This is a genomic window from Pseudomonas frigoris (assembly GCF_047758635.1).
In the GTDB taxonomy this organism is placed as follows: Bacteria; Pseudomonadota; Gammaproteobacteria; order Pseudomonadales; family Pseudomonadaceae; genus Aquipseudomonas; species Aquipseudomonas frigoris.
The window spans coordinates 2,182,529-2,208,874 of sequence record NZ_CP180479.1; the positions used below are offsets into that span (position 1 = coordinate 2,182,529).

22 protein-coding genes and 1 pseudogene are annotated in these 26,346 nt (G+C 57.5%); 17 read left to right on the forward strand and 6 right to left on the reverse strand.

The features are described from left to right. Positions 1-7 precede the first annotated feature (7 nt). From ACMXYH_RS09790 to ACMXYH_RS09835, 10 genes are all read left to right on the forward strand, one after another. Positions 8-724: an MgtC/SapB family protein gene (locus tag ACMXYH_RS09790; RefSeq protein ID WP_129437142.1), complete on the forward strand. Its 717-nt coding sequence runs from the start codon at positions 8-10 to the stop codon at positions 722-724. Positions 725-854: 130 nt separating this feature from the next. Further along, complete coding sequence (locus tag ACMXYH_RS09795) at positions 855-1,268, forward strand: response regulator (protein WP_415766956.1); 414 nt, start codon at positions 855-857, stop codon at positions 1,266-1,268. Between the two features lie 110 nt (positions 1,269-1,378). Next, entirely contained in the window at positions 1,379-2,005 is a 627-nt protein-coding gene (locus tag ACMXYH_RS09800) for a response regulator transcription factor (RefSeq protein ID WP_129437138.1), read from the forward strand. Between the two features lie 12 nt (positions 2,006-2,017). After that, positions 2,018-5,236 (forward strand): transporter substrate-binding domain-containing protein, encoded by a 3,219-nt coding sequence (locus tag ACMXYH_RS09805; protein ID WP_415766957.1) that lies wholly within the window; start codon positions 2,018-2,020, stop codon positions 5,234-5,236. A 391-nt stretch (positions 5,237-5,627) separates the two neighbouring features. Beyond that, positions 5,628-6,602 carry a 2,3-diaminopropionate biosynthesis protein SbnA gene (gene sbnA / locus ACMXYH_RS09810; protein ID WP_415766958.1) on the forward strand — a complete coding sequence of 325 codons (975 nt, stop codon included), beginning with the start codon at positions 5,628-5,630 and terminating at the stop codon, positions 6,600-6,602. Positions 6,603-6,608: 6 nt separating this feature from the next. Next, positions 6,609-7,640, forward strand: coding sequence for a 2,3-diaminopropionate biosynthesis protein SbnB (sbnB, locus tag ACMXYH_RS09815; RefSeq protein WP_415766959.1), 1,032 nt, complete (start codon positions 6,609-6,611; stop codon positions 7,638-7,640). Further along, a complete protein-coding gene (locus tag ACMXYH_RS09820) occupies positions 7,634-9,415 on the forward strand; it encodes an FAD/NAD(P)-binding protein (protein ID WP_415766960.1) in 1,782 nt (593 codons plus the stop codon). The genes sbnB and ACMXYH_RS09820 overlap by 7 nt, the downstream gene beginning before the upstream one ends. Next, complete coding sequence (locus ACMXYH_RS09825; RefSeq protein ID WP_415766961.1) at positions 9,412-10,026, forward strand: glutathione S-transferase family protein; 615 nt, start codon at positions 9,412-9,414, stop codon at positions 10,024-10,026. The genes ACMXYH_RS09820 and ACMXYH_RS09825 overlap by 4 nt, the downstream gene beginning before the upstream one ends. 17 nt (positions 10,027-10,043) lie before the next feature. Next, a complete protein-coding gene (locus ACMXYH_RS09830) occupies positions 10,044-11,468 on the forward strand; it encodes an L-lactate permease (protein WP_129437130.1) in 1,425 nt (474 codons plus the stop codon). Positions 11,469-11,495: 27 nt separating this feature from the next. After that, positions 11,496-12,974, forward strand: coding sequence for a PLP-dependent aminotransferase family protein (locus ACMXYH_RS09835; RefSeq protein WP_415766962.1), 1,479 nt, complete (start codon positions 11,496-11,498; stop codon positions 12,972-12,974). Between the two features lie 339 nt (positions 12,975-13,313). On the opposite strand, the pseudogene ACMXYH_RS09840 reads toward ACMXYH_RS09835, so the two are convergent. Further along, positions 13,314-13,730: pseudogene (locus ACMXYH_RS09840) on the reverse strand (PaaI family thioesterase); the annotation flags it as partial. Positions 13,731-13,907: 177 nt separating this feature from the next. Further along, entirely contained in the window at positions 13,908-14,816 is a 909-nt protein-coding gene (locus ACMXYH_RS09845; RefSeq protein ID WP_415766963.1) for a LysR substrate-binding domain-containing protein, read from the reverse strand. A gap of 104 nt (positions 14,817-14,920) precedes the next feature. On the opposite strand from ACMXYH_RS09845, the gene ACMXYH_RS09850 reads away from it, so the two are divergent. The 4 genes from ACMXYH_RS09850 (at position 14,921) to ACMXYH_RS09865 (ending at position 18,714) form a co-directional block, all read left to right on the forward strand. After that, positions 14,921-15,787, forward strand: a complete 867-nt coding sequence (locus tag ACMXYH_RS09850; RefSeq protein ID WP_129437125.1) for a pirin family protein — start codon at positions 14,921-14,923, stop codon at positions 15,785-15,787. Positions 15,788-15,915: 128 nt separating this feature from the next. After that, positions 15,916-16,542: an isochorismate family cysteine hydrolase YcaC gene (ycaC, locus tag ACMXYH_RS09855; RefSeq protein ID WP_415766964.1), complete on the forward strand. Its 627-nt coding sequence runs from the start codon at positions 15,916-15,918 to the stop codon at positions 16,540-16,542. Between the two features lie 141 nt (positions 16,543-16,683). Beyond that, positions 16,684-18,126, forward strand: coding sequence for a mechanosensitive ion channel domain-containing protein (locus ACMXYH_RS09860; RefSeq protein WP_415766965.1), 1,443 nt, complete (start codon positions 16,684-16,686; stop codon positions 18,124-18,126). 147 nt (positions 18,127-18,273) lie between these two features. Next, on the forward strand, positions 18,274-18,714 hold the full coding sequence (locus ACMXYH_RS09865; RefSeq protein ID WP_415766966.1) for a carboxymuconolactone decarboxylase family protein: 441 nt from the start codon (positions 18,274-18,276) through the stop codon (positions 18,712-18,714). Between the two features lie 10 nt (positions 18,715-18,724). On the opposite strand, the gene ACMXYH_RS09870 is transcribed toward ACMXYH_RS09865, so the two are convergent. Continuing rightward, on the reverse strand, positions 18,725-20,317 hold the full coding sequence (locus tag ACMXYH_RS09870; protein ID WP_415766967.1) for a DHA2 family efflux MFS transporter permease subunit: 1,593 nt from the start codon (positions 20,315-20,317) through the stop codon (positions 18,725-18,727). Beyond that, positions 20,314-21,435, reverse strand: coding sequence for an HlyD family secretion protein (locus tag ACMXYH_RS09875; protein WP_415766968.1), 1,122 nt, complete (start codon positions 21,433-21,435; stop codon positions 20,314-20,316). Before ACMXYH_RS09875 ends, ACMXYH_RS09870 begins: the two co-directional genes overlap by 4 nt. A 190-nt stretch (positions 21,436-21,625) precedes the next feature. Here ACMXYH_RS09875 and ACMXYH_RS09880 point away from each other — a divergent pair, with 190 nt between their 5' ends. The 3 genes from ACMXYH_RS09880 to queC all read left to right on the forward strand — a co-directional run bounded on the left by ACMXYH_RS09880 (position 21,626) and on the right by queC (position 24,546). Further along, positions 21,626-22,453, forward strand: coding sequence for a hypothetical protein (locus ACMXYH_RS09880; protein ID WP_415766969.1), 828 nt, complete (start codon positions 21,626-21,628; stop codon positions 22,451-22,453). Positions 22,454-22,506: 53 nt separating this feature from the next. Beyond that, on the forward strand, positions 22,507-23,370 hold the full coding sequence (locus tag ACMXYH_RS09885; RefSeq protein ID WP_415766970.1) for a hypothetical protein: 864 nt from the start codon (positions 22,507-22,509) through the stop codon (positions 23,368-23,370). A gap of 486 nt (positions 23,371-23,856) precedes the next feature. Next, positions 23,857-24,546: a 7-cyano-7-deazaguanine synthase QueC gene (queC, locus tag ACMXYH_RS09890; protein ID WP_415766971.1), complete on the forward strand. Its 690-nt coding sequence runs from the start codon at positions 23,857-23,859 to the stop codon at positions 24,544-24,546. 52 nt (positions 24,547-24,598) lie between these two features. On the opposite strand, the gene ACMXYH_RS09895 is transcribed toward queC, so the two are convergent. Both ACMXYH_RS09895 and ACMXYH_RS09900 read right to left on the reverse strand, forming a co-directional pair. After that, the gene (locus ACMXYH_RS09895) at positions 24,599-25,477 is read right to left on the reverse strand and encodes a queuosine precursor transporter (RefSeq protein ID WP_415766972.1); all 879 of its coding nucleotides are present in this window, start codon (positions 25,475-25,477) and stop codon (positions 24,599-24,601) included. Beyond that, positions 25,470-26,066 carry a helix-turn-helix transcriptional regulator gene (locus tag ACMXYH_RS09900; RefSeq protein ID WP_415766973.1) on the reverse strand — a complete coding sequence of 199 codons (597 nt, stop codon included), beginning with the start codon at positions 26,064-26,066 and terminating at the stop codon, positions 25,470-25,472. The genes ACMXYH_RS09895 and ACMXYH_RS09900 overlap by 8 nt, the downstream gene beginning before the upstream one ends. Between the last annotated feature and the right edge of the window lie 280 nt (positions 26,067-26,346).

The following is a 26,346-nucleotide window of genomic DNA, read 5'->3' on the forward strand; positions in this document are numbered from 1 at the left end:
TTTTCTTATGCAAGCCATCAACAACATCAACCTGACCTCCTTGGTCGACACCCTGGTCAGCCTCAGCGCGGCCTTCATCCTCGGCGGCCTGATCGGTTTCGAGCGCCAGTACCGCCAACGTACCGCCGGCCTGCGCACCAATGTGCTGGTGGCGGTGGGGGCGGCGATCTTTGTCGACATGGCTAACCGCCTCGGTGGTGCCGAAGGTGCCGTGCGAGTGGTGGCCTACGTGGTCTCCGGGATCGGCTTTCTCGGTGCGGGGGTGATCATGCGCGAGGAAGGCAATGTCCGCGGGCTCAATACCGCTGCCACCCTATGGGCTTCGGCGGCGGTGGGGGCCTGCGCCGGTGCCGACCTGCTGCTCGAAGCGCTGCTGGGCACGTTGTTCGTACTGGCGGCCAATACCTTGCTGCGGCCGATCGTCAACAACATCAACCGCCAGCCGCTGGATGTGATTTCGGCGGAAGTCACCAACATCGTGTACGTGATCGCCCGGCGCTCGCAACAACAGGCGGTACTGGCCTTGTTAGAGGCAGAGCTTGAGCGCAGCAACTACCCGGCGAGCGATATGGATGTGCACGCGTTCGGCACGGATGAGATCGAAATCGAAGCAACGCTGGCGACAACGTCGGTCGATGGCGATGAACTGGATGCACTGGTGGGGCGGATTTCAACGTCGACGTTGGTGGTGCAAGCGTTCTGGAGTCCGAGTACGACGGAATAGCCGTTCTTTCGATTTTCTTTCCGCCACCGGAGGAAGCGTCCTGGTTTTTAGGAAAAGTCCTACAGAAAGCTCGACGGGTCTTCCGTAGCCTTGCGCCCTCACGAATCTGACACTCTCCTGGGGGCCCACGTTGTCGAACAAAGCCTTACGTATCCTGATCGCCGACGAGTTGCATTTTCACCGCATGAAGGTCGAGCGACTGTTCAATCAACTCGACTACTACCGGATAGCACCGGTGCACAGCCTTGAAGAGCTGTTAACCCTGGTCGAATACGGTTGCGAGCCATTTGATCTGGTGGTCGTCAATGCCTCGCTGGCAGACAGAACGTTGAATCTGCTCGATTTTTTCCGCGATAACCATCAAGTTCATCACGCATTGATCTACGACGGTCAGCAGGCGCAACTGCCGCCCATTCCTGCCTGCGTTCAACAAACCGTCAAGGTGAGCCACGCGACGCTGCCTGATCTGGCATCCATTGAGCGGCTGATGGCGATCGTCGACCCTCGTCTACCGTTCGTCGGTACTGTCATTTCTGTCAGGTAGTTGCGCCCGGTTTTCCATGCAAAAGTCTTTGCGCAGCCGGTGCGTTCAACCGGGTCGGGCTCATGGGCATTGATTGCTCAATCGTCGTTGTTGTTGCACAGGGAGTTGCCATGAAGTCAGTGCTGATTGTGGACGATCATCCGGTGGTTCGCGCCGCAGTCAAAATCGTACTGGTGCAGGAGGGTTTCAAGCAGATTTACGAAGCGGCGAGTGGTAATGAGGTCTTGCCGAAGATCCGCGAGCACAAGCCTGATCTGGTGGTACTGGATCTGGTGATGCCCTCGCTCGACGGGCTGGATGTACTGGCACGGATCAAGACCAGTGGGGTGCCCTGCCGAGTGCTGGTCTTCACGTCCCAGGAACCCATGTTTTATCAGGATCGTTGCATGCACGCCGGCGCCGCAGGCTATGTCGCCAAGTCCAATGACTTGCAGCACTTGCACAGAGCCGTGCACGCCGTGATGGCCGGTTACACCTATTTCGCCCAGCTACCCTCGGCGTCGGTGTCGCTGAACTCGATACAAATGAGTGAAAAACAGATGATCGATAAACTCTCCGACCGGGAACTGACGATCTTTCAGCATCTGGCCCGGGGCATCGGTAACAAGGCGATCGCTGAAATCATGCACTTGAGTCACAAGACCGTCAGCACCTACAAGACCCGTTTGGTTGGAAAGCTCAATGTGGAATCGGCGGTGTACCTGAGGGATTTTGCCAAGCGTAATCATCTGATCTGAGTGAGCCCGATCATGCGCGATTGTTTGTGGGCTCTGTTGCTGTTCTGTGGACTGGGAGCACCGGTGACGGCGGCCGATGAACCAAAGCTTTTGCATGTGCTGGGGCGTTCCGCGGTGGAGGGTTATCAGGTCCAGCTGGATGAAAAAGACTGGCAGTGGTTGCGTGGCAAACGAGTCTTGCGCCTCGGGGTGTCGGGGCCGGACTACCCGCCGTTCGAGATCACGCGTAACGTTGATGAGCTGGAAGGCATCACCGCAGACTATGCCGCACTGTTGGGGCAACTGCTGCACGTAAAAATCGACGTGCTTCGTTATCGCACGCGCGAGGAGGCCATGGATGCGCTCAAAGGCGATGAACTGGACCTGCTCGGCACATCCAACAACTTCGAGGCGGCTGACCCGGAGCTGACCCGATCCAGCGCCTATGCCGAAGATCAGCCGATGCTGGTTACCCGTGTGGACGACTGGATGCCCGTCGACCTCGCTGGCAAACGCATCGCCATGGTCGATGACTATCTGCAGGCGCAGACTGTCGAAGCCTTCTATCCCGATGCGAGCTTGCAACGCTACCCCTCGGCACTCGACGCGATCGGGGCGGTGGCGTTCGGGCAGGATGATGTGTACCTCGGGGACTTCATCAGCGCCAATTACCTCATCAATAACAACTACCTCAGTAACGTACGCCTGGTGGGGCCTTCCGGCCTGGACGCCAATCCGTTCGGCTTTGCCTTGAGCCGGGGCAACCCACGTCTGAAGAGCATTGTCGATAAGGCGCTGGCGGCGATTCCCATGGATCAGCGCACGGCCATCGAGCAGCGCTGGAGTGCCGGAAGAGCCAACATGGCGGGTCAAGAGCGAGTTCGTTTGAGCGCCAGTGAACAACGTTGGCTGGATCAACATCCGACGGTGGAAGTAGGTGCCGTCGAGAGCTTTGCGCCGCTGACTTTTTACGATGCACAGGGACAACTCAGCGGGTTGACCGCGCAATTGCTGATGCTGATCAGCCAGCGCAGCGGCTTGACCTTCAAGGTGCAGCGGGGTAACTCCCTCGATCAGCAGATCCAGCAACTCAAGGACGGCAAGATCGACGTGTTGCCGGTGGTCACGCCCGGTATCGAACGCGAAGTCGATCTGCGTTTCACTCGGGCCTACTTGAACAATCCGTTTGTACTGGTCAGTGCGACCACCCCGGGAAGCCCCAGGACCCTGGATGATATGGCCGGTAAACGCCTGGCGATTTATCGCGGTCATCCGTTGCTCGGGTTCATCCGCGCTCGGGCGCCCAATGTACGTCTGGTCGAAGTTCAGAGTCCGGCGCAGGGTATGGAATGGGTGATCAAGGGCCAGGCCGACGGGGTAGTCAGCTCATTGATCGTGGCTCGGTATCTGATCACCCGGCAATACCGCGAGCGTCTGCGGATCAGCAGCACCGTGGGTGATGAGCCGGCGCGTATCGCTCTGGCCACCAGCCATGGTGCGCTGGAGTTGCACTCGATTCTGAACAAGGCACTGCTGAGCATTTCGCCCCGGGAGATGGATGAGCTGTTAGCCCGCTGGAGCAATGATGTGGTGGTCGATGACAGCTACTGGCTGCGTCATCGCCTAGGCATTCTCCAGGCGTTTGCCGCTGCGGGCGCCTTGCTGTTGCTCGCACTGGCCTGGATTGCCTGGCAGCGTCGGCAGATCACTCAACGCCAACAACTGCTCGGGCAATTGCAGGATGCCAAGAACGCCGCCGACGATGCCAACCGCGCCAAAACCACCTTTCTGGCGACCATGAGTCATGAAATCCGCACACCGATGAATGCCCTGATCGGCATGCTCGAACTGGCGCTGAAGCGAGCGGAAGAGGGCTTCACTGATCGCTCCGCCATCGAAGTGGCATCCAATGCCGCGCAGCAATTGCTGGCGTTGATCGGCGATATCCTGGACATCGCCCGCATCGAGTCCGGGCATTTGTCGCTGACCCCTGAGCGGGCCAATCTACGCACGCTGGTGGAGTCGGTGTGCCGGGTTTTCGAAGGCCTGGCACGCCAGAAGAACTTGCAGTGGCGGGTCGAATTGGCCGAACACAGCGATCGTGACGTGTTAGTCGACCCCACGCGCTTCAAGCAGGTGCTGTCCAATCTGCTGAGCAACGCTATCAAATTCACCCGTGAAGGTGAGGTGAGTCTGACACTGCGAGTAGAGCCCGGTGTGTCGGGGCATCTGGCAGTCAGTGTGCGTATTGAGGACAGCGGCATCGGTGTCAGTGTGGTCGATCAGCAACGACTGTTCAGCCCGTTCGTGCAGGCCGGTAACAGCCAGCAGTCAGGCCACAATGGCTCCGGTCTGGGACTGGTGATCAGCCGCACTCTGTGCGAAATGATGGGCGGCCGATTGCAGTTCGACAGCGTCCTCGGACTGGGTACGCAGGTCGACATCAGCTTTGATCTGATTGCGTTGAAACCGTTGACCGCCAGCGAGTGGGCCGATACCGGATTGCAGGTGGCCACTCGGCTGCTGACGATTCTGGTGGTCGACGATTACCCGGCCAATCGATTGTTGCTCTCACGGCAGCTGAGCTACCTGGGGCATCAGGTGCTGGAGGTTGAGGATGGCGAGCGTGGTCTTGCGAAGTGGCACGAGCATGAGCTCGATTTGGTCATCACCGATTGCAACATGCCGGTGGTCAATGGTTATGAATTGGCGGGTGCGATACGCGATGAAGAGCGCGCTAATGGCTTGCCACCCACGCTGATTCTTGGGTTTAGCGCCAATGCGCAGCCGGAGGAAAAGATCCGTTGCCTTGAAGCGGGCATGGACGACTGTCTGTTCAAACCGATCCGGCTGGCAGATTTGAGTGCCTGGCTGGCGTCCCGATTTGTGAATGAGCCGCCAGCGCCGGTTGAAGAGCAAGCAACGTCCGAGATCGACTTGACCGGCCTGGAGCTCTACGTCGGTGAAGACCGGACGCTGATCAATCAGTTGTTGCGCGAACTGACCGAGACCAATCGCTACGATCGCGATGATCTGCTTGCAGCGCACGTCAGTGGCAATCGTCACCGGCTGCAAGACCTGGCGCACCGCATCAAAGGCGGTGCGCGGATGGTTCGTGCAAAACGTTTGATCGAGTGCTGCGAACATCTGGAACGTGCCTGCGCCGAAGGGCGCGCGACGTTGATCGACGAGGCCGTCGATCAATTGCAACACGCCATGGCACGCCTGGATCAGAGCCTCAAGAGAGACTGACGTTTAATCCCAGTGGGGCGCGATGCCTTTGGGAATGGACACGAGTATCCCCGGCTGCACCGGGGGATACACCCCAACCTCAGCTGTACTGGAAAAAACCCGAAATCTGTATCTCTCCCCGCGTAGGAAAATTCGCCAGTATTTCTACAAGCCTTGGCGAGCCGATGAATGGCTCTACTTTGCGCCCCGCAACACTCTCGACGCTTACGTCGGCAGAGCGTAATACCTGATTTTTTGAATAGATCGGCGTCCACCGCAAGGTCACTTCCTGTCCAGCTAAAAAATCTGAAAACAAACCCAACAGGCGAACTGCATTTACTGCTTTTCAGACATTCCAGGATGAATGCTGGCGCCCCCGTGCGCCCGGCATAAGAGACGAAACTGACGACGTATGATCAAGCAACTTATCAATGAAGATAGTTATGTGCAGATTGGGGATCTTTGCAGCGCGACGATCCAACTGAAAATCGAAGGACTGAATCCTGCCGGATCAATAAAACTCAAAACCGCCCACGCCCTCGTTACGGATCTGGAAAACCAGGGCCGGATTACCCATAAAACTCGGCTGGTCGAATCTTCGTCGGGGAATCTGGGGGGCGCGCTGGCCATGGTCTGCGCCGCCAAGGGTTACAAGTTTGTCTGTGTAATCGACCCCAATATTTCTGCGCCGAACAGAAAGCTCATGCAGGCACTGGGTGCCGAGATGATCATGGTTGATCAGCGTGACGAGAACGGCGGCTACCTTAATTCGCGCATTCGTTTGATCGAGCAAATGGTCGCGCAAAACCCGGACTACATCTGGCTCAATCAATACAAGAATCCGACCAACCCCTTCGCTCACTATCAAGCGACGGCCAGGTCCATTGCCCAAAAGTTTCCACACGTGGATTACTTGTTTGTCGGCGCTGGCACGACCGGCACGCTGATGGGCTGCAAGAACTACTTCGCCGAACATCATCCGCACACCAAAGTCATCGCCGTCGATACCGTCGGCTCGGTCACGTTTGGTCTACCGGGGGAGACGCGCCATATTCCGGGGCTCGGCACCAGCCGCCTGCCGGAGATATTCGAGCCGTCCGGTATTCACGACTTCCTGTCGATTCCCGAGGAACAGACGATCAAGGTCTGCCGCTGGCTGGCGCAACGCTACGGTCTGCTCTTCGGCGGCTCCACCGGCACTGTCCTCGCGGGTATCCAGCAATGGGCGCCGAACATTCGTCCCGACGATGTCGTTGTGACGATCTCCCCGGACATGGGTGAGCGCTACCTCGAAACCATCTATTCCGACGACTGGGTTTCCCAGCGCATCGGCGCAGCAGCGCTGCATCCACTTTTCCCAGAAATCGCTCTGGCACTTTCGGCGTAATTCCCAATGACCACTCAGACTTCGATTCAACCGTTCCACGTCATTCCCGGCGCAGTCGTCAAGGACATACTCAACGGACTTCGTCAGGAAGCCATCGAGATCGTCGCGCAGACTTACCTGACCCATGAACGCGGCGAAACCGTTAACCCCGACAGTTACTTCCTGCGTTTTCCGGCGGAACCGGCGAACCGGATCATTGCCTTGCCGGCGGCGATCGTCGACAGCGAGGGCGATCAATCGGTCTCCGGGATCAAGTGGATTGCCAGTTATCCCGATAACATCAAGTCGGGCATTCCGCGCGCGTCGGCGGTGCTGATCCTCAACGAACCGGACACTGGCTATCCCTATGCCCTTCTGGAAGGCGCGCTGATCAGCGCGGTGCGCACGGCGGCGTCGGCGGTGCTCGGCGCCTGGTGGCTCAATGGCCAAAGCCGCAGCGCGCCAAGGCTGTCGATCATTGGTGGCGGGGTGATTTCCCGTAACATCCTTGAGACGTTCATCGCCGACGATTGGTCTTTCGACAGTGTCGGCATTCATGACCTCAACCTCGAATCCGCTCAAGCGCTGGCCACATTCGGCGAACAACTCGGCCTGCCGGATGTGCGGCTGTTGTCGCTTGCAGACGCACTGACCGCCGACATCGTGGTGTTCGCCACCAGTGCCGGCGAGCCCTACGTCCAAGGCAGCGGGACATTCCGCCCGGGGCAGATCGTGCTGAACATCTCGCTGCGTGATATCGGCGCAGAAATCATCGAGGAAAGTTACAACTACTTCGACGACGTCACCCATTGCCTGAAAGCCAATACCTCGCCGCACCTGGCCGAGCAGAAGTATGGTCATCGCAAGTTCGTCACCGGCACCGTGGCGCAGCTGATTCGCGGCGATCTGCAAGTCGCCACGGACAAACCGCTGATCTATTCGCCGTTCGGCATGGGCATTCTCGATCTGGCGATTGGCCGGATGATCCACGACATCGCGGTCAAGGACGGTTCGGCTGTCGCCATTCCATCCTTCTTCGGGGAGGAGCGCAGATGGTGAAGGCGCCTCTGCACATCGGCCTGGTCGGCTGCGGATCGCGCGGGCTGTCGATTTTCGAACGCCTGTTGAGCCTTGCTGAAGAGCGCCCGGAGCAACCCGTCGTCATCGACATTTTCGATCCCAATGTGCTCGGTAGCGGCGCGCATTGGCCGGACCAACCGGACTACCTGCTGCTCAACACCGTTGCCGGCCAGCTCGGGGTATTCCCGGATGCGGCAGCATTCGGGAACCTTGCGGATGCACGGGAACGATCGGGTCCGGATTTCCTGACGTGGTGCCGCGCGCAGCGGCTCAAAGTCGATCCGGACAGCGGCTTGCTCGCCGCCGATGGGCGCGATGTCGAGCCGCAGGACTTCCTGCCGCGTCATTTGCTTGGGGCTTACCTGGCAGACGCTTTTGCACAAATCCTCGCCACAGCCCCGCAGTGGGTGAGCGTGAATCTGCATCAGCAAGCTGTCACGGCTGTCGAGCGCAATGACGGTCAACAGTACGTTCTGCAAAGCGCCTCCGGGGCTGCGGTGACGGTGGACCGGCTGATCCTGACGGTCGGCCACACCGGTCGCCTGCAAACTGCTGATCACAAACGCGTTGAGAACATCTATCCGCTGCCTCGCAGCCTCGATGCCATTGAGCCCGGCGAAACCGTGCTGATCGAAGGTCTGGGACTGGGCGCGATGGACACCTTGGCGGCGCTCACCTCTGGACGGGGCGGACACTACAAGCGGATGGCCGACGCCAGTCACGCCTATGAACCTTCAGGTCGCGAGCCGGTGATCTTTATTCAGTCGCGGGACGGGCTGCCGTTTCGAACCCGTCCCAATGGCCTGATAGAAAATCCCCGCCACCAAGCCGTGCTGCTGACGAGTGCGCGCATCGAAGCCTTGCGCGCGAATGCACAAAACCGACAACTGGATTTCGAGCAGGACATCCTGCCGCTCATGCTGCTGGAGATGCGGGCTGCAGCCGTCGCCGTCCTGCACGGCCAATCAGGGCCGGAGCAGGTGCTGGCACAACTCAGGGCCGTCAGTGTTGCGGGCAGTCCGGGGATTGTCGCTTGCGAAGCGTTGCTGCGTGATTACGAAGCTACCTGCGGCTCGATCAATCCGCAGGCGCTGATCTGGCACGCACTGCCGGACGACGTGACGCCTTACAACTATCACGCCTGGATCTACGACACGATCGAAGCTGACCTGTACGAATCGCGGCTTGGGCGTGGGGAATCGGCGATCAAAGCGGCCATCGAGGTCTGGCGCGATCTGCGTGACCGACTGCGCGAAGCCGTGGATTTCGACGGGCTGACCGACGCCTCGCATCGCCAGTTCTACGGCCGTTGGCACAAGGCGATCAACCGCCTCGTCGCCGGCCCGCAGAAAGAGCGCCACGCCGACCTGCTCGCCCTGTGTGACGCGGGCCTGCTGACGTTCCTCAAGCCCGGCTCACGACCTGCGATAGACAACTTCCGGCGTGTTGCCGGCTATGTCCAGGGCAGTGGCGTGACCAACAGCGACAGCGCGCCGGTGCGCGATCTCGCGCGACTGGGCCTGATCCGTCCGAGGAGCAACGAGCCGGGTATCGACGGCATCGATGTCGATGCGGCGTGTCATCCCAAGTCGATTTCGGGCGAACCGGTACGCAACATCTGGGTACTCGGCCCGCTCGCCGAAGGCTCTTGCTACTACAACCACTACGTCACCTCGGCGGGTGCGCCCTCGCGTTTGTTCATGGACGCCCATCGCGCGGCCACTGCAATCCTCCAGGCAGGTACTCCAGCATGAAACTTTTCTACCAGACGCATTCGCCCTACGCCCGCAAAGTACTGGTGCTGGCTCACGAACTCGGGATTGCTTCGAACCTGGAAGTCATCCACCACGAGACCAGCCCGACGTCGCCGAATGAGGTCATCTACAAGGCCAACCCGTTGGGCAAAGTACCGGTGCTGATGCTGCCCGACGACACGGCGCTGTTCGACTCCATCGTGATTTGTGAATACCTCGACGACCTGAGCGACGGGCCGAAACTCATCCCGGCAAGCGGCCCCGAGCGCTATAAGGCGCTGCGTCTTCAGGCCTTGGCGCAGGGCATGTGCGATGTCGGCATCAAGCTGCGCTGGGAAGTCGAGCGTCGCCCGGAGGCCTTGCGCTATCCGGCCTACGCCGACGGTCAAGCCTTCAAACTCAAAGAGGCTTACCGCTTCATCGAAGAACACGTCGACCTCAATGGCCCGATCACCATCGGCCACATTGCCCTGGCGACTGCGCTCGACTGGATTGCCTTTCGCCAACTATCGGACTTTTCCGCTCATGCACGCCTGACCGAGTGGTATCAGACTTTTTGTGAGCGCGCGTCCATGCGGGCGACCGAGTACAGCGGGCAGACTCACGATTAAGTTAAGGAAAACTGTGTATGAGCTCTCTCTTGTTGCAAATGTCGCCGATCGCTCTGGTGATCGCATTGATCCTGATCGTCCGCCGGCCACCGGTACAAGCCGCGCTGGCGGGTGTGGTGCTGGTGCTCGTGCTGTGGGCATTGGGCGCGGCCGGGCCTGTGTCCACGACGATCACCGCGGCGATCTTTCAGGACACCACGATCCTGTTTCTCAGCACCGCGTGCGTGATCGTACCGGGGCTGGCCTTCGTCATCCTGGTCGAGCGCGGTGGTGCGCCGCAGGCCATCGGCGCCTGGGTCAAGGAGCTCGGCTGGACGCCACCGGCACAAGTCATCTTCATCGTGCTGGGCCTGGCGCCGCTGCTGGAAGCGATGACCGGTTTCGGCGTCTCGCTGATCGCTACCGTGCCCTTGCTCATGGGCCTGTTCACGCGTCAGTCGGGGATGAAAATTGCCCTGGCCGGCATGGTCATCATGCCATGGGGCACCTTGGGTCTGGCCACGGTGATCGGCGCGTTGCTAGCGCACTTGCCGGCGGAAACCCTTGGCAGCCATTCGGCGCTGATCAGTGCGCCGGTGTTCCTCTGCCTGGCCGCCATCGCCATGTGGCAGGGCGGCATCCGCACCGTCTCGCCGTGGCTCGGGCTGATTGTGGTGACGGCACTGTTCGTCGCCGTGCTGTTTTCCATCAACCTGTGGATCGGCCCGGAAGTCTCCGGTGTGCTGGCCGGTCTTGCCGTGGCCTGCGTAGGTCTGGGCATCTCGTACGCACAACGCAAGAAACTGGTGCGTTGGCCGAGCGCGGCATGGCCTTATCTGGCCTTGCTGGGGGTGATCGTGGCGTCGCGCGGGTTGTTTGTCATGTCGGGCTGGGATGCGCTGTGGATCGTCAAGGGCGAGCACGTTTCGTGGAAGCCATTGGCATCCCCGGGCCTGGCGCTGCTGATTGTTACCCTGCTGATGGCGATCAAACAAAGCGCCGCAGCGGGTTTCCCATGGCGCGCGCTGTTCAATCGGGCGAAGTTTCCGGTCACGACGATTTTCCTGTTCCTGCTGCTTTCTCAGGTGATGGTCAACGCCGGTTTCCTCGTCGAGGCACAGCGCACACTGCAATCGTTGTCGGGGATTTCCCTGGCGCCGACGATCGCCTTGCTGGCGGGTATCGCCGGTTACGTCACCGGTTCCAACGTCGGCGGCAACACCCTCGTCATGCCGTCCATCGCCGCGCTGACCAGCGAACACGGGGCGTGGCTGGCCGCGATGGTCAACAGTGCCGCCGGGCATGGTGCACTGGGGTCGCTGTCGATTCTGTCGCTGATCACCGGGCTGGCGGGCGCCAATCGGCATGAAGAAAACAACCTGATTCGATTCGCCTTCGGACTGGTCGCCCTCAACATCGTCATAGTTGCTGCAACGGGAGTCGTTTTGCTCTACTTTCTCTGAATTGTTTCGAGAAATAACAGAGAATTTATGGACAGGTTTGATTTACCGGACAAACGCTGGCGGATAGTCAAGGACTGGATTATTCGTCAGATCGAAAGTGGTGATTGGGCAGCCGAAACAAAACTGCCCTCGATCCGCACCCTGGCGCGAATGTTTGAAACCAGCATCACTACCGTTCAGCGCGCCTTGGCTGATCTGGAAGCCGATGCCTATGTGTCGACCGTCCCTCGTGTCGGCTATTTCGTCTCGGCCTCCTGGCAGGCCAAATCCGCCAGCGGGTTTGATTTCTCCAGTGTCACGGTCAACGTCAATCATGCGGTGGTCGCGATGCTCTCCCAAGCGGCCTCGCGGACCACCGCGTCGTTGAACTCGGCGGTCCTGCACAGCGACCTCACACCGAATGTGCTCCTCAACAAATGCCATTCAGTGCTGGCCGGCAAGGCTGACAACTCGCTGACCGGACTGGTCGCGCCGCCGGGCCTGCCGGCGTTGCGACGGCGCATCGCCGGGCTGATGCTGACTCGCGGCGTGGTCTGTGGGCCGGACGATATCCTCGTGACCTCGGGTGACACCATTGCCCTGGAACTGGCCCTCGAAGCCGTCGCGCCAAGAGGCGCTACGGTCGCCATCGAAACGCCGACCTATTACGGCATCTTGCAGACCATCGAACGCTTGGGCATGCGCGCCCTGCCGATCCGCACTCACGGCAAACTGGGCCTGGACGTCGATCACCTCGAAGAAGCGTTGAAACTGAAAAAGGTCGCGGTGATCTTTCTCAACCCAACCCTGCAGAATCCCCGTGGTTTCATCATGCCCGATGAAACGCGCGCACGACTTTCACAGATCGCGCGCGAAGCGGACGTGCCGATTATCGAGGACGACATTTTCTTCGACCTGGTGCCGGAAACAGAGCGCCCGCGCGCCATCAAGAGCTACGACACCAGCGGGCAGACGATTTACTGTTCGTCATTCTCCAAAACCATCGCACCCGGTTATCGCGTCGGTTGGTGCCTGGCCGGCAAGTACCGCAATGCCATTCTTGCGCAAATGTTTTCGCGCAACCTGGCGGTTTCCAGCCTTGCGCAAAATGTTCTCAACGAATTTATCGGGCGCGGCTACATGGAAGAACACTGCGCTAGGCTCAGGTCGCAACTGTCATCGCTGGCGAGCTTTGTCGAAGCGCTGGTGCGCACAGATTTCCCTTCGGGAACCGTGTACGTGCCACCGCGCGGAGGCTTCATCCACTGGATCGAAATGCCCGGGCACACCGACATGCCCGCACTGCAACAGTTGGCCACCGAACGCGGATGCCACGTGGCCGGCAGCGGGATCTTTTTCGCCGATGGCCATGCAACCACAGGCGTGCGCATCTGCCTTGGCACAGCGCTGACCCCTGGCGTGATCGAGATTCTGAAGGTGATTGCCGAGTGTGCGCACCTCGCCGGGCGACCGTCGAATGTGCGACAACCACTGATTGAGCAACAGGAAGAACCGGCGCTCTCCTGAACGCCAAAGCCGCGTGACGTTTTGGCTGACCGTGCTGGGGTGTGGGTTTATCGCAAAGTGCAGGAGCCCGCGCAGAAACCGAAGGCCAAACGCCCTCGACGATAAACGGAGGGCCGACTTCAGAGGGTGTTGACGTAGTCGACTGGCAGCAGAACGGTGGACACGACGGTGATCAGCGGACAGACAATCATGATGTAACAGATGATCGCCGCGGGTTTGCTTTCCTTTGCCACTCACTATGAGGCGCGGGAATGTACCCGCGCCCGGGGGCCATGAGAAAAACCGCTGGCTCGGCAAAGCAATGTTTACCGCAAGTCATGAATCGAAAGATCTTAAGCTTTATCCCCGATTCTCAAGAATCATGCAGGTGGTCGACCCCGTCGCGTACAACCGCCCATCCACGTCATAAATCCGCCCCTCAGCCAGCGCCGTCGAGCGCCCCAGATGAACAATTTTGCCCTCGGCCCGCACCGGTCCGCTGGCATGGTTCAGCGCACGAACATAGCTGATTCGCAAATCCAGCGTCGTATAACCCTGACCCTTCTTCAGCTGCGTATGAATCGCACAGCCCATGCACGAATCCAGCAAAGTCGCGGCATAGCCGCCATGCACGCTGCCCAACGGGTTGTAATGCCGTGAATCCGGCGTGCCCTGAAAGATGAACATTCCGGCGGACCATTCGATAGGGATGAAGTCCATCAGCGTGCCGATGGGTGGCGAGGGCAGTTCACCGTTGCCGATGCCTTCGAAAAACTCCGCCAGCCCCATGTCTTTACGCGACCTGTAGCAGCTGGCGAAGCCTGCGTTCGGCTGCGTAGCAGTCGTGAAACCAGACAACGCGGCGTGTCAGGGAAACCTAGTGCTCAGGATTCACGACTGCTACGCAGCCGAACGCAGGCTTCGCCAACTGCTACATGGAGTGTGTACGGGCTTCTAAGCAATATCGCTGTGGCTGAATTCCTCGCCCAGAAAGTCGATCAATGCACGCACCGACGGCAGCAGCCCACGGCGTGACGGGAAGATCGCATGCACGATCCCGCATTTGGGTGCCCAGCCCGGAACCAGTTCCACCAATCGGCCCGCCGCAATGTCATCGCGCACCACCACGCTGGGCAAGTGAGCGATGCCAATCCCGGCCACCACGGCGTGACGCAACGCCAACAGGTCATCGGTGACCATTCGTGGCGCATGCCGAATCACCGCACTGGCGCCATCGGCCCCAAACAATTCCCACTGATATTCACGCTGCGCCGCGCCCCAATGCAGGCTTGGCAAACCGCTGAGGTCGGCCGGGGAGGCCGGTGATGACAGACGCGGCACAAAGGCCGGACTGCCCACCAGGCACTGGGTGCTGTTGCCCAGCACCTTCATCACCATGTCGGTATTTTCCAGCGGCGGAAAGCGCACCCGCAGGGCGATGTCGAACCCCTCGTGGATCAAGTCGACCCGGCGGTTGGTGCTCTCGATGAACAACTCCACCAGCGGGTACTTGAGCATGTAGCGGGTCAGCATTGGCCCGACCCAGGAGTTGAGCAGCGCAGTCGGGCAACTGATGCGCACCAGGCCCTGGGGTTCGGAGCGGTTGCGTTCGATCAGTTCGGCAGCGCTTTCTGCTTCCACGCGCATCGCCAGGCAGCGCTGGTAATAGGCCTGACCGATTTCCGTCAGTGAACAATGCCGGCTGGTGCGGTGCAGCAGGCGTACGCCGAGGCGCTCTTCGAGCTCGGCAATGCGTCGGCTCAGCTTCGACTTGGGGATGTCCAGCGCACGGCCGGCCGGGGCGAAACCGTGGTGCTCCACCACTTGGGTGAAGTAGTAGAGGGTGTTGAGGTCTTCCACCATCGTTCTCCATATAGAACGCTAAGGCTGATTTTTGCAGTCTAGTGCATCAAAGGGTTCAGTTTTAAGCTTTGTCCATCGCGTCACTCACCAGATTCGGAGGCGGAATGAAAAACATCATCGGTATCTACACCAGCCCACGGACCCATTGGGTCGGCGACGGTTTTCCGGTTCGCACGCTGTTTTCCTACGACAACCTGGGCAAGCACATCAGCCCGTTTTTGCTGCTCGATCACGCCGGTCCCGCTGAATTCACCCCGACCACCGAGCGTCGTGGCGTTGGTCAGCACCCGCATCGCGGTTTCGAGACGGTGACCATCGTCTACAAAGGCGAGCTGGAACACCGCGACTCCACCGGCAGCGGCGGCAAGATCGGCCCAGGCGACGTGCAATGGATGACCGCAGCCTCGGGGATTCTCCACGAAGAATTCCACTCCGAAGGTTTCGCCAAAACCGGCGGCACCCTGGAAATGGTGCAGCTGTGGGTCAACCTGCCGGCCAAGGACAAAATGGCCGACGCCGGTTACCAGACGATTCTCGATGGCGACATCCCGAGCATCGCGCTCAAGGACCAGGCCGGCAGCCTGCGCTTGATCGCCGGTGAGTTCGACGGCCACACCGGCCCGGCGCGCACGTTTACCCCGATTGACGTCTGGGACCTGCGCCTCAACGGCGGCAAGTTGCTGACCCTGGATCTGCACGAAGGTCGTAACACGGCACTTGTTGTGTTGCGTGGTACGGTTCAGGTCAACGGTGTGGAACTGGTGCGCGAAGGGCAGTTGGCGTTGTTCGAACGCAATGGCCAGCAGCTCAGCCTGGAAGCCAATAACGATGCCGTCGTGTTGCTGCTCAGTGGCGAGCCGATCGACGAGCCGATCGTCGGTCACGGTCCGTTCGTGATGAACAGCGAGCAGGAAATCCATCAGGCCTTCGCTGACTTCCAGTCAGGCCGGTTCGGTCGGATAAGCGGTTGAACTCATTGTTGTAACGCTGTGGCGTGCCGGGCGTGGGCGACTACCCTTGCTTGGCCGCGTTTTAACGAACTTTCAGGTTTCTCTCACGCCGGCCCGTTCGGCATCGATAAAAAGCGAGGATTACTCCCATGACTACTTCTTACAAACGTCTCGACAAGGATAACGCCTCCGTTCTGTTGGTCGATCACCAGGCGGGTCTGCTTTCTCTGGTGCGCGACATCGAGCCGGACCGTTTCAAGAACAACGTGTTGGCCCTGGCTGACCTGGCCAAGTACTTCAAGCTGCCGACCATTCTCACCACCAGTTTCGAAACCGGCCCCAACGGCCCGCTGGTCCCTGAACTCAAGGCGCTGTTCCCGGACGCGCCGTACATCGCCCGTCCTGGCCAGATCAATGCGTGGGACAACGAAGACTTCGTCAAGGCGATCAAGGCGACCGGCAAGAAACAACTGATCATCGCTGGCGTGGTAACCGAAGTGTGCGTGGCGTTCCCGGCGCTGTCGGCACTGGCTGAAGGCTTCGAGGTGTTCGTGGTGACTGACGCTTCAGGCACCTTCAACGAACTGACCCGTCAATCGGCCTGGGACCGCATGTCGGCCTCCGGCGCACAGTTGATGACCTGGTTCGGCCTGGCCTGTGAGCTGCATCGCGACTGGCGCAACGACGTGGAAGGCTTGGGCACCTTGTTCTCCAACCACATCCCGGACTACCACAACCTGTTTACCAGCTACAACGCGCTGACTAACAGCAAGTAACCCCGGCGCACATCGCCCCTTGTAGGAGCTGCCGAAGGCTGCGATCTTTTGATCTTCTTGGATCGCCAAAAGATCGCAGGCTTCGCCAACTCCTACAATCCGTGCGATGTTTGCGTCATTGGTCCTTGCTGGAGTTGCTTGATGCTGTCACTGCTTACCGATCACCCGTTGCTCTGCGCGATGGCTTTGATCCTTATCGATCTTGGGCTGTGGCGCTTGCTCAGTGCCAATGGCAGCCAATGGAAACTGGTCGTGCGGCTGGTGATTTTTTCGTTGTTCAGTGTCCTGCTGTTCAACGAAGGCATGAACCCCATGGAAACGGCGCCCTGGGTCGACAACGTCCCGCTGCACCTGGCGGCCACCGGTTTGCAGATCGGCTGGTGGCTGTTCGGTGCACGCACCCTGACGGTGCTGATCGGCGCGGTGATGATGCAACGGGTCGGGCACACCGGGCGCTTGCTCCAGGATCTGCTCGGCGCTGTGATTTTCCTGATTGCGATCATCGCGGCACTGGCGTACGTACTCGATCTGCCGGTCAAGGGTGTGTTGGCGACGTCCGGTGCGTTGGCAATCATCGTCGGCCTGGCCTTGCAGAGTACCCTCAGCGACGTGTTCTCCGGGATCGTCCTCAACACCACCAAACCCTATCAACTGGATGACTGGATCTCCATCGACGGCACCGAAGGTAGGGTTATCGACATCGACTGGCGCGCCACGCGCCTGCAAACGGCCCAGGGCAGCATGGCGGTGATCCCCAACTCCCTGGCGGCCAAGGCCAAGATCATCAACTTCAGTCGCCCCAGTGACATTTTCGGCGTATCCATCAGCCTGCAACTCAGCCCGCACGCGCGTCCGCAAACGGTGATCGACGCACTGGAACGGGCGATGCAAGGATGCCGCTATTTGTTGATCAAACCGGCGCCGTGTGTCGCGTTGAAAGGCTCCAGCGCCACCGGCGTGGAATACGAAATCAGTGGTTTCGTGGTCTCCATGGACCAGAAACGCATGGTCCGTAATCTGCTGTTCGACCTGGCATTCCGGCACTTGCAGGCCAGCGGTGTCAGCCTGTTGTCGAACGTCGAACCCAATGCACCTGCCAACCTGTCACGGCCACGGGCATTGCTGGACGCGTCGAACATTTTCTCGACCCTGCGTCAGGAAGAGAAAGAAACCTTCAGCCAGAACATGACCCTGCAAAACTTCCGCGCCGGTGAAATGATCCTGCCGGCGGGGGAGGTCAGCGATCATTTGTTCATCATCGAATCCGGCGTCGTGTCCGTGGAGCTGAGCCGTGGCGGGGTCAAGTTCGAATCCGGGCGCATGGGCCCGGGTGAGGTGATCGGCGAAGGCGGGATTTTGTCCGATACGGCGCTACCGGCGGACTTCAGCGCCAAGACGTTCTGCAGCTTGTACCGGATCGAGAAGGAATACCTCAAACCGTGTCTGGATGCGCGGCATGACATCAGCGAAGCGATGAAGGCGTTGCTGGATTTCCGGTTGAACAAGGCCCAGACGTTGACTCAGGAAGCGCCTGGGGTTGTGGCGAAGAAGGGATTTTTGCAGTGGCTGCGCAATCGAGCGTAGGGGCGCGAACGTCTTGGGTGCGGGTGCAATCGAGTGAGCCGTCGGCAGGCGTCCCATTGGCATCCTCAACTTCCCAATAATTGGCTATTTGCTGCAAGTCACTGCGCGATTAACGTAGCTCCACACCCCTTTAGACTGGAGCCCACCATGAAACCTCGCATCGATTTCTACACCGCTTCCCCTGATGCACTCAAAGCCATGATCGCGCTGGAAACCGCTGTGTCGAAGCTGCCTCTGGAAAAGACGCTGATCGAACTGGTCAAGCTGCGTACCTCGCAAATCAACGGCTGCGCGTTCTGCCTGGATATGCACAGCGCCGATGCCCGCAAGGGCGGTGAGGCCGAGCGTCGCCTATACACTCTGTCGGCCTGGCGTGAAACGCCGTTCTTCACACCCCGCGAGCGTGCGGCGCTGGCCTGGACTGAATCCCTCACGCTGCTGAGCCAGACCCACGCTCCGGACGAAGATTACGAACTGGCCACCGCCCAGTTCACCCCCAAGGAAATGGTTGACCTGACTGTGGCGATTTCCACCATCAACAGCTGGAACCGCCTGGCGGTAGGCTTCCGCAAAATGCCTCAGGAGTGACACCCAAGGCTCAATGAGCATCCGAACTCGGCGCGGCCGGTGGTTGCACCTTGCGCATCAAGGGCACCATCGCCGTGGCGATGATGAAGCAGACCATGATCATCAGGAATGCGTCGCCGTAGGTTTGCGTCTGCGCTTCGCGGTAGGTCAGCAGCCACAGCTGATGCAGGCTGGCGGTGACGCCCACGTCACCGCTTTGTCCGAGGGCTGCGAAGTTGTTGCCGACCTGGGACAGCCACTGATTCAGTGCTTCATTGGTGCTGTTGAGGTTTTCCGCCAACCGGGTGAAGTGCAAGTTGGTGCGGTCATTCAGAATGGTCGCGCACGCGGCGATGCCGATGGCACCCCCAAGGTTTCGCATCAAGTTGAACAATCCCGACGCGTGTTTAAGCCGCGCTGGCGCCAGTCCGCCGAGGGTCAGGGTGACCGCGGGCGGCACCGCCAGTTGCTGGGCAATCCCGCGCAGCGCTTGCGGCAGCATCAATTCCTTCGCCCCCCAGTCATGGGTGATCGGGCTGAAATCCCACATCGACAACGCGAACAACCCCAGGCCGATCATCATGATCCAGCGCAGATCGATGCGGTTGGCCAGAAAGGCGTACAGCGGAATCGCCATGATTTGGAACACCCCGGTGGAGAAAACCGCCAGACCAATGTCCAGCGCGCCATAGCCCCGCACCCGGCCGAGAAACAGCGGCGTCAGGTAAATGGTGGCGAACAGGCCGATCCCGGTGACGAACGAAAAGAAACAGCCAAGGGCGAAGTTGCGGTCTTTCAAGGCGCGCAAATCGACGATCGGGTTGGCGACGTGCAAGGTTCGGCCGATGAACGCCAGGCCGGCCAGGCCGCTGATCCATGCCGTGGTCAGAATGGTGCTGTCGCTGAACCAGTTCCAGCGCGGGCCTTCTTCGAGGGTGTATTCCAGACAGCCGAGAAACAGCGCCATGAACACCATGCTCAAGTAGTCGGCGCTCTTGAGCAGCGACAGTTCCGGCTGATCGATTTTCACCAGCATCGGCACCGCCACCGCGACGAAGATCCCCGGCACCAGGTTGATGTAGAACAGCCAGTGCCAGGATGAAATGTCGGTAATCCAGCCGCCGATCACCGGCCCCAGGGTCGGGGCCAACGAGGCCACCGCGCCAATGGTGGCGGCGGCGATTACCCGTTGCTTGCCGGTGAAGAAAAAGAACGCGGTGGTGAACACCAGCGGGATCATCGAACCACCGAGAAACCCTTGCAGGGCGCGGAAGGCGATCATGCTCTGAATGTTCCAGGCTGCGCCACAGAGCAGGCTGGCCAGGGTGAAACCCACCGCTGAAGCGCAGAACAGCCAACGCGTCGAGAACACTCGGGACAGCCAGCCGGACAGCGGGATCACGATGATTTCGGCAATCAGGTAACTGGTTTGCACCCACGCCGTTTCGTCGGTGCCCGCCGAGAGCCCGCCGCCAATGTCACGCAACGATGCCGAGACGATCTGGATATCCAGCAGCGCAATGAACATGCCGATGCACATGCTGGCGAAGGCGAACACCTTGGTTGCCGTCGCCATGTCGGTGGCATTGAACGGTTGCGCGGGGGCGGCGAGGGCGCGGCTCATGGCGCGCTGGCCACGGCCGGGGTTGCAGGTTCCTTGCGAGTGTCCACTTTCGCGGTGACCGACAGGCCCGGACGCAGATGGCCGAGCACGGCGTCGGCCGGATCAAGCACGATGCGCACCGGTACCCGCTGAACGACTTTGGTGAAGTTGCCGGTGGCGTTTTCCGGTGGCAGCACGCTGAACTGCGAGCCACTGGCCGGCGCGAGGCTGCCCAGATGACCGTGGAATTCCTGCCCCGAGAGCACGTCGGCATGAATGATCACCCGTTGCCCCGGTGTCATTCGCGATAGCTGATCTTCCTTGAAGTTGGCATCGACCCACAGCCCGCTGGCCGGTACCACCGACAGCAGTTGCGAACCGGCCTGAGCATAAGCGCCGACCCGTGCCCGACGATTGCCAATCACACCGTCTACCGGGGCTTTCAGTTCGGTGTAACCCACGTTCAATTGCGCCAGATCACGTTCGGCACGAGCCTGCATCAGCGCAGCGCGGGCTTGCTGTTTCTGGGTTGCGACCACGTTCAGCTGACGTTGCGCGGCGAGCAATTCAGCCTGGGCCCGGGCGCTGAGGGCTTGGGCGGTCTTGAAGGTGGCGGTGGCGCGTTGGGCGCTTTCCACCGAGACGGCATTGCTGCCGACCAGTTTTTTGTAGCGAGTATCGTCATCCCGTGAGCGGGCGGTTTCGGCACCGGCGGCATCGATCCCGGCGCGGGCCTGGCCGATCACCGCGTGTTGCAATTGTTCGGTGGCATCGAGGTTGGCGAGCAGCGCTTCTTCGGCGGCCACCGCACCTTCGGCCTTGGCCAGGTTGGCGCGGTAGTCGCGGGAGTCGAGACGAATCAGCACATCGCCGGCCTTGACCTTCTGGTTGTCGGTCACCAGCACTTCTTCGATGTAACCCGCCACCTTCGGCCCGATCACCGTTACATCGCCGCCGATGTAAGCGTCGTCGGTCTCTTCGGTGAAACGGCCGGCGGTCCACCAGTGACTCGCGTACAGCCCGGCGAACACCAGGGCAGCGATGACCGCAGCGAGCAAGATCAACCGTTTGAGCAGGGGAGGCTTGGGTGTGCTCACCGGGACAGCAAGGTCGGGTTCAAGGCTGGGCATGCTGGTCATGGAAATACCTGTGGGAAACGGGTCTTTATTACGCATGTAATATGACGCAGGTAATATTTTGTGGCAATTCATTTTTGTTGCCGGTCGTCAGGTGCACGGTCGCCAGCCAGGAAGGTGGGATAGCGGTTGAATCGTGCAGGGCGTAAGAAACATCCGGAAAAAAGCGTGTGGTCACGGACTTTTGCTGCTTGTGCTAGCGTCAATCGCAGATTTGGAAACGCGCGTAAAACTGGGATTTTGCCAAAGGCGGCTCAAATCGATCCTCAAGGAATTCAAAAATAAAACTCGCAAGGAAGCTCGATTATGCCGCTGCAACGGCCCATTTTCCTCCTTACCGGCCTATGACACCTTTGGAAATCCCTTTCAGGTGAAAGTCTGCGTCGTACCGATGACTAAAGGGTTAGCGAAACAATGGCATGAAAAGGTTCAACCTCTCGTCAATAGCAATTATTCACATGAGGGCGCGACGGACCGCAGAGTTCGCGCTGACGTTGGATGGCGCTGGCCAACGTATCTAAAACTTGTGGGGATCCATAACTACCTCACCCAGATGCCTGGTAATTGCTCCAAAAAAGGAAAGGCAATGTGCGTTGTTGTTTCGAGAGGTGAGCAAACGTTTCCGATCGGGATGCTTTCCATCGTTCCGAAATTGCATTGCAACGTCGAGGGCGTGGAGCGGCAGCGCGCTTTTACTTGGTACCTTTCCGATGCACCGTCAGAAGCTTATGAGCAGTTTTTGGGGCAGCCAGCGGTTCGTGGTGTTGCCAAGACCCTGATTGATTGCACGATTCAAGCTGCTTTGGACGAAGGCAATGACGGAGAAATGCTGTTGCATGCCGATCCCAAAGGAGGCAGGAAGCTCATCGATTTTTACGAGGCTGGATGTAAAATGCGCCGGCTCTCACCCAACAACGGCTGCGTCACGGTGATTTGGCGCAGGAGTCGCCCAGATGAATATTTCCACTTCAACGGGGCAGATGCTCGGGCATTTTCTTCTCGCTATGACGCACGGCGATAGGCGGTCATGGTTCCACTTTGCGCTACGGACTATCGGGAGGTAGAGTAAATTTTATGAATGATGCCAGACCCCAACTTTCAAAGGCCGAGCTTGCCTACGCGCTTCGCGAGATGAAGGGGTTCAATGCCGATCTGGAAACGCAAAGTGGTTACGAAGCATCGGCGGCGTTGCTCTCTGAAATAATGGCTGACCCAGTTCAGCGCGATCAGCTCGTTGCATTGCTGGAGCAATTTGATGAGTGCGGGGCGGAGCGATCGGATGTTAACTGGGTAAATGATGGTTCACCTCTTGATCTGTCCTCGAGGTCATTGGTTCTGGATGATCTTTACTTTGATCTTCCAACAGGGGCTGAAGAGGCGAGTCTGATATCGGGCTCTTCTGTTGCTACTGTCAAGAATTTCCTGAGTAAGTACAAAGAGGAAATGTCCGCTTCCAATGGTTTTAGGTATGAGTCTCCCCCGTTGACTTGTGGCACCTATATGGCGGTGGCCGAACCACGCTCGTATGAATGTCAGAGGTGTCCGGATCATATTTCTTACGATGCCGAGGCTTGGAGCCAAGTGCTGATTTTAGCGAAACAGAAGTTGCAGGACGAGGCGACTCGCCACACTTCATTTTTATCCCGGCTTGCCCAGGCATTTAACAGGAATGAGCCGCCGGAATGGGAAGTCGAAAAGTGCCCGATCGCCCGGGACTCTATTTTAGTTATCTTGCATCATGGCAATGATCACGCTTCTATTGGTTTTGTAGGCAGCGGTCAGAGTGCTTATGTCATGGTATCGATCAACGATACTGCGTTGACAATGAATGAGTCTTTCCTAAATACCCAAAAGTTTGCGTCTCGTATCGCGGATTTTTTTACCGATGCTCCCAAGTCCGGCCACAAAGCCATCCACCATATGCTCAAAGCATTGTGACGTGGAGTTCTTCAATCCCCCCGCGCTTCTACGAGGGATTGGTGAACTGTTTTTGAGCGGCCAACCTGGCACTGGCCACCGTTAACCCATCCTGGCCATCCCGACTGCCAACCCCGGCAAGCCACGCCTCCAGCATCGTCGGATGAGCCTTCAACCACGTCTTGGCCGCCGCTCGCGGTTTGTGATGCTGATTCAACACCGCATCCATCAACTGGTTCTGGTCAACGTGAACTACTAAGGGGCTGGCGGTCCTGTGAGGCGCGTCGTGCAACCTCTTTACCGAGCAACCGAGCAACCGAGCAACCGAGCAACCGAGTACCCGCACGCGTTCTCCTCAACTGTTGATGCTCAGGAATTCCCATAGAACTGACAGAAACGGAAATCGGAGACGGTCATTTCGGAAACCTCCCACACCCAGAATTTGAGCTTCCCGGTAGGGTCAACGGCCCCGGCACCCTGCCGAGACACCCCAAGGAAGAACGAACCATGACCAGAAAGGCCGTTATCGTTTTCAGCGGCGGACAAGACTCAACCACCTGCTTGATCCATGCATTGCCGATGTACGATGAAATTCATTGCATTACGTTTGATTATGGCCAGCGCCATCGTGCGGAAATCGAAGTGGCGCAACAGCTTTCAAAACAGCTTGGCGTGAAGGTGCACAAAGTATTGGACACTTCATTGTTAAGCGAACTGGCCATTAGCAGTTTGACGCGCGACCACATTCCAATTGCAAGGAGTACGGGGGACGGTGTGCCTGATACGTTCGTGCCTGGCAGGAATATTCTATTTTTAACGTTGGCTTCTATTTATGCCTATCAAGTAGGCGCTGAAGCTGTCATCACAGGTGTTTGTGAAACTGAGAGCTCTGGTTACCCGGATTGTGGTGATGAGTTTGTTAAGGTATTGAACAGCGCCATTCACTTGGGCATGGACTATAAGGTACGAATCGAGACGCCGCTTATGTGGCTTAATAAAGCTGAGACCTGGGCTTTGGCTGATTATCATGAGCAGCTGGATTTGATTCGTTTCCATACATTGACTTGCTACAACGGGATAATGGGAAGTGGGTGCGGCGACTGTGATGCGTGTGCTCTTCGTGCAAAAGGATTAAATGAATTTTTGGAAAGCAGAGCAGAAATCACAAATAGTCTAAAAATTAAACTAGGTTTGTGAAATGAAACTTGCTGATCAGGGGGGAGCAATTAACTGCTAGCTCCCCTTGGTTTCATGCTGTTTGGATGCGAGCGGTGTACCTTTTAAACAATGACCTCGCCCCGTAGGCCGGTAGAATATTAAAAACAGCAAAACACATTTTTATAGCTATCTGAACATAGGCTATATGTAGTATTTCGCTGTTTTGCATGGTTCCATAAAACGCAATAAAGCAAAAAAGGAAGCTATCGATTATCACTGCGAAGAATGTACTAAAAAATACTCGCAGAAAAAGAAGTCTGGAGTTTGTAAGCTCCTTTATTTTACATAGTAAATAAGAGTTTACGTACTCGGAAAAAAGAAAAGAGACGGAAGACGCCACTAGTACGGATGAAACATGGCTGATGAGTTCACCGTAGGAAGTATCAAGCTTCCAGCTAGGCAGCCCTGGAAGATAGCTAGTGGCGTTTAACAGAGCAAAGATAAAAGCGTTACTTAAGAATGCAAACAAAATAGCTTTTCTTGCAAGCCTGAATCCATAAAATTCGTTCAATAAGTCGACTATTAAAAATGTCAATGGATACAGGAAGACGCCTGGGGTGACAATGACGTTAAATTGCTCTAGATAAAACAATTTTGCCGTGGCGAAGTTTGTAAAGATGTACAGCGTAAAAAGTATTAGATTTAATACAACAAAAACAATCCACGCTCCTTCGTGACGATCATTTACTTCGTATGCGGTCAGTGCGGTTCCGCGAGAATAGAACTTCCGATACACGCTTTTTATTTCTGCTTTGTTTAAATTATCCAGTATCTCGCTTTTTAACAGCGCGCTCAGCGTTATTTTTATAACTTTCCCAGTGGAGAGAATCATGATTATTGCTAGGTTTTTATCGTTTTCAAATCCTAATAATTTGTATTTACTGTTCTCGATCTCGTCCTTGTTAACCATTAAACCTTTCCTCAACGATTTCCCCTACTACACAGAAAACATCAGAAGCAAGAGCGCAACCATTGGCTATAAATAACTTTTTTGTGGTCTTGTTATATATTAATTTTTCTCTGTTGCTATTCAAAAGTCCCTTGTTTATTATCAACAGGTCTCCAGGTTCATTGGTCCCACTGATTTCGCTCTCAAGAAGCACTCCGATTAAATTGCACGCCGCACCGAAATAGTATGTCAAGGGATGAAGTGTCGCTAACTCACCAATTCTTTTGTCCAAGCTCTGAATAAGCAAGCTTTCTTTGATTATGGGGACTGCGGCTGGATTCATGTTCCCGTGAAGGGAAATACTACTTTCGATTATCTCTTTCTGCTCAAAATCTATGCTTTCTATTTCTTTATAGGATACTCCGAAAAAATCAGAGATCTTGCGAATTGTAGACTGTTGGACGTTTACAACCTTGCCCTCCAAAATGTTGTATATCGTAGTTCTGGTTAAACCAATGGAGTTGCATAGTGATAGTTGTGTTTCTCCGCGACTTTTTATCAAATACTTAATGTTGTTTTTTAAGTTTTCTATTTTTTCTTTTCTGTGCATTAAAAAATCACCGTTTGTTTATTGCTTGAAAAAATCTCCCCGATACAGCTGAGTAACGATGGTGGTGTTGTTTTCAGAGAGCCCTGCATCCTGAATTATGTGCAAAATAATGCCGCAAGCACGTTGGCAAACGTTAGATAATGTTTCGTGACGGGACGTACGGGCAAATCAAGGAATTTTCTTACAGAAATGAGGAAGTAATAATGGTTTTATGTGTGGCACGGTTTAAAACGGCAGAGCCGTCTATTTTTTTGTAGTCGTCGAATCTAGTGGGGATGTA

Bases quoted from the DNA above. Each gene is read 5' to 3' on its own strand.
- ACMXYH_RS09870 (WP_415766967.1), bottom strand. From the start codon at position 20,317: ATGAGCCGCGCCCTCGCCGCCCCCGCGCAACCGTTCAATGCCACCGAC.
- ACMXYH_RS09825 (WP_415766961.1), top strand. From the start codon at position 9,412: ATGAAACTTTTCTACCAGACGCATTCGCCCTACGCCCGCAAAGTACTG.
- ACMXYH_RS09900 (WP_415766973.1), bottom strand. From the start codon at position 26,066: ATGCACAGAAAAGAAAAAATAGAAAACTTAAAAAACAACATTAAGTAT.
- ACMXYH_RS09820 (WP_415766960.1), top strand. From the start codon at position 7,634: ATGGTGAAGGCGCCTCTGCACATCGGCCTGGTCGGCTGCGGATCGCGC.
- ACMXYH_RS09850 (WP_129437125.1), top strand. From the start codon at position 14,921: ATGAAAAACATCATCGGTATCTACACCAGCCCACGGACCCATTGGGTC.
- ACMXYH_RS09845 (WP_415766963.1), bottom strand. From the start codon at position 14,816: ATGGTGGAAGACCTCAACACCCTCTACTACTTCACCCAAGTGGTGGAG.
- sbnB (WP_415766959.1), top strand. From the start codon at position 6,609: ATGACCACTCAGACTTCGATTCAACCGTTCCACGTCATTCCCGGCGCA.
- ACMXYH_RS09885 (WP_415766970.1), top strand. From the start codon at position 22,507: ATGAATGATGCCAGACCCCAACTTTCAAAGGCCGAGCTTGCCTACGCG.
- queC (WP_415766971.1), top strand. From the start codon at position 23,857: ATGACCAGAAAGGCCGTTATCGTTTTCAGCGGCGGACAAGACTCAACC.
- ACMXYH_RS09860 (WP_415766965.1), top strand. From the start codon at position 16,684: ATGCTGTCACTGCTTACCGATCACCCGTTGCTCTGCGCGATGGCTTTG.
- sbnA (WP_415766958.1), top strand. From the start codon at position 5,628: ATGATCAAGCAACTTATCAATGAAGATAGTTATGTGCAGATTGGGGAT.
- ACMXYH_RS09865 (WP_415766966.1), top strand. From the start codon at position 18,274: ATGAAACCTCGCATCGATTTCTACACCGCTTCCCCTGATGCACTCAAA.
- ACMXYH_RS09875 (WP_415766968.1), bottom strand. From the start codon at position 21,435: ATGACCAGCATGCCCAGCCTTGAACCCGACCTTGCTGTCCCGGTGAGC.
- ACMXYH_RS09805 (WP_415766957.1), top strand. From the start codon at position 2,018: ATGCGCGATTGTTTGTGGGCTCTGTTGCTGTTCTGTGGACTGGGAGCA.
- ACMXYH_RS09800 (WP_129437138.1), top strand. From the start codon at position 1,379: ATGAAGTCAGTGCTGATTGTGGACGATCATCCGGTGGTTCGCGCCGCA.
- ACMXYH_RS09835 (WP_415766962.1), top strand. From the start codon at position 11,496: ATGGACAGGTTTGATTTACCGGACAAACGCTGGCGGATAGTCAAGGAC.
- ycaC (WP_415766964.1), top strand. From the start codon at position 15,916: ATGACTACTTCTTACAAACGTCTCGACAAGGATAACGCCTCCGTTCTG.
- ACMXYH_RS09830 (WP_129437130.1), top strand. From the start codon at position 10,044: ATGAGCTCTCTCTTGTTGCAAATGTCGCCGATCGCTCTGGTGATCGCA.
- ACMXYH_RS09790 (WP_129437142.1), top strand. From the start codon at position 8: ATGCAAGCCATCAACAACATCAACCTGACCTCCTTGGTCGACACCCTG.
- ACMXYH_RS09895 (WP_415766972.1), bottom strand. From the start codon at position 25,477: ATGGTTAACAAGGACGAGATCGAGAACAGTAAATACAAATTATTAGGA.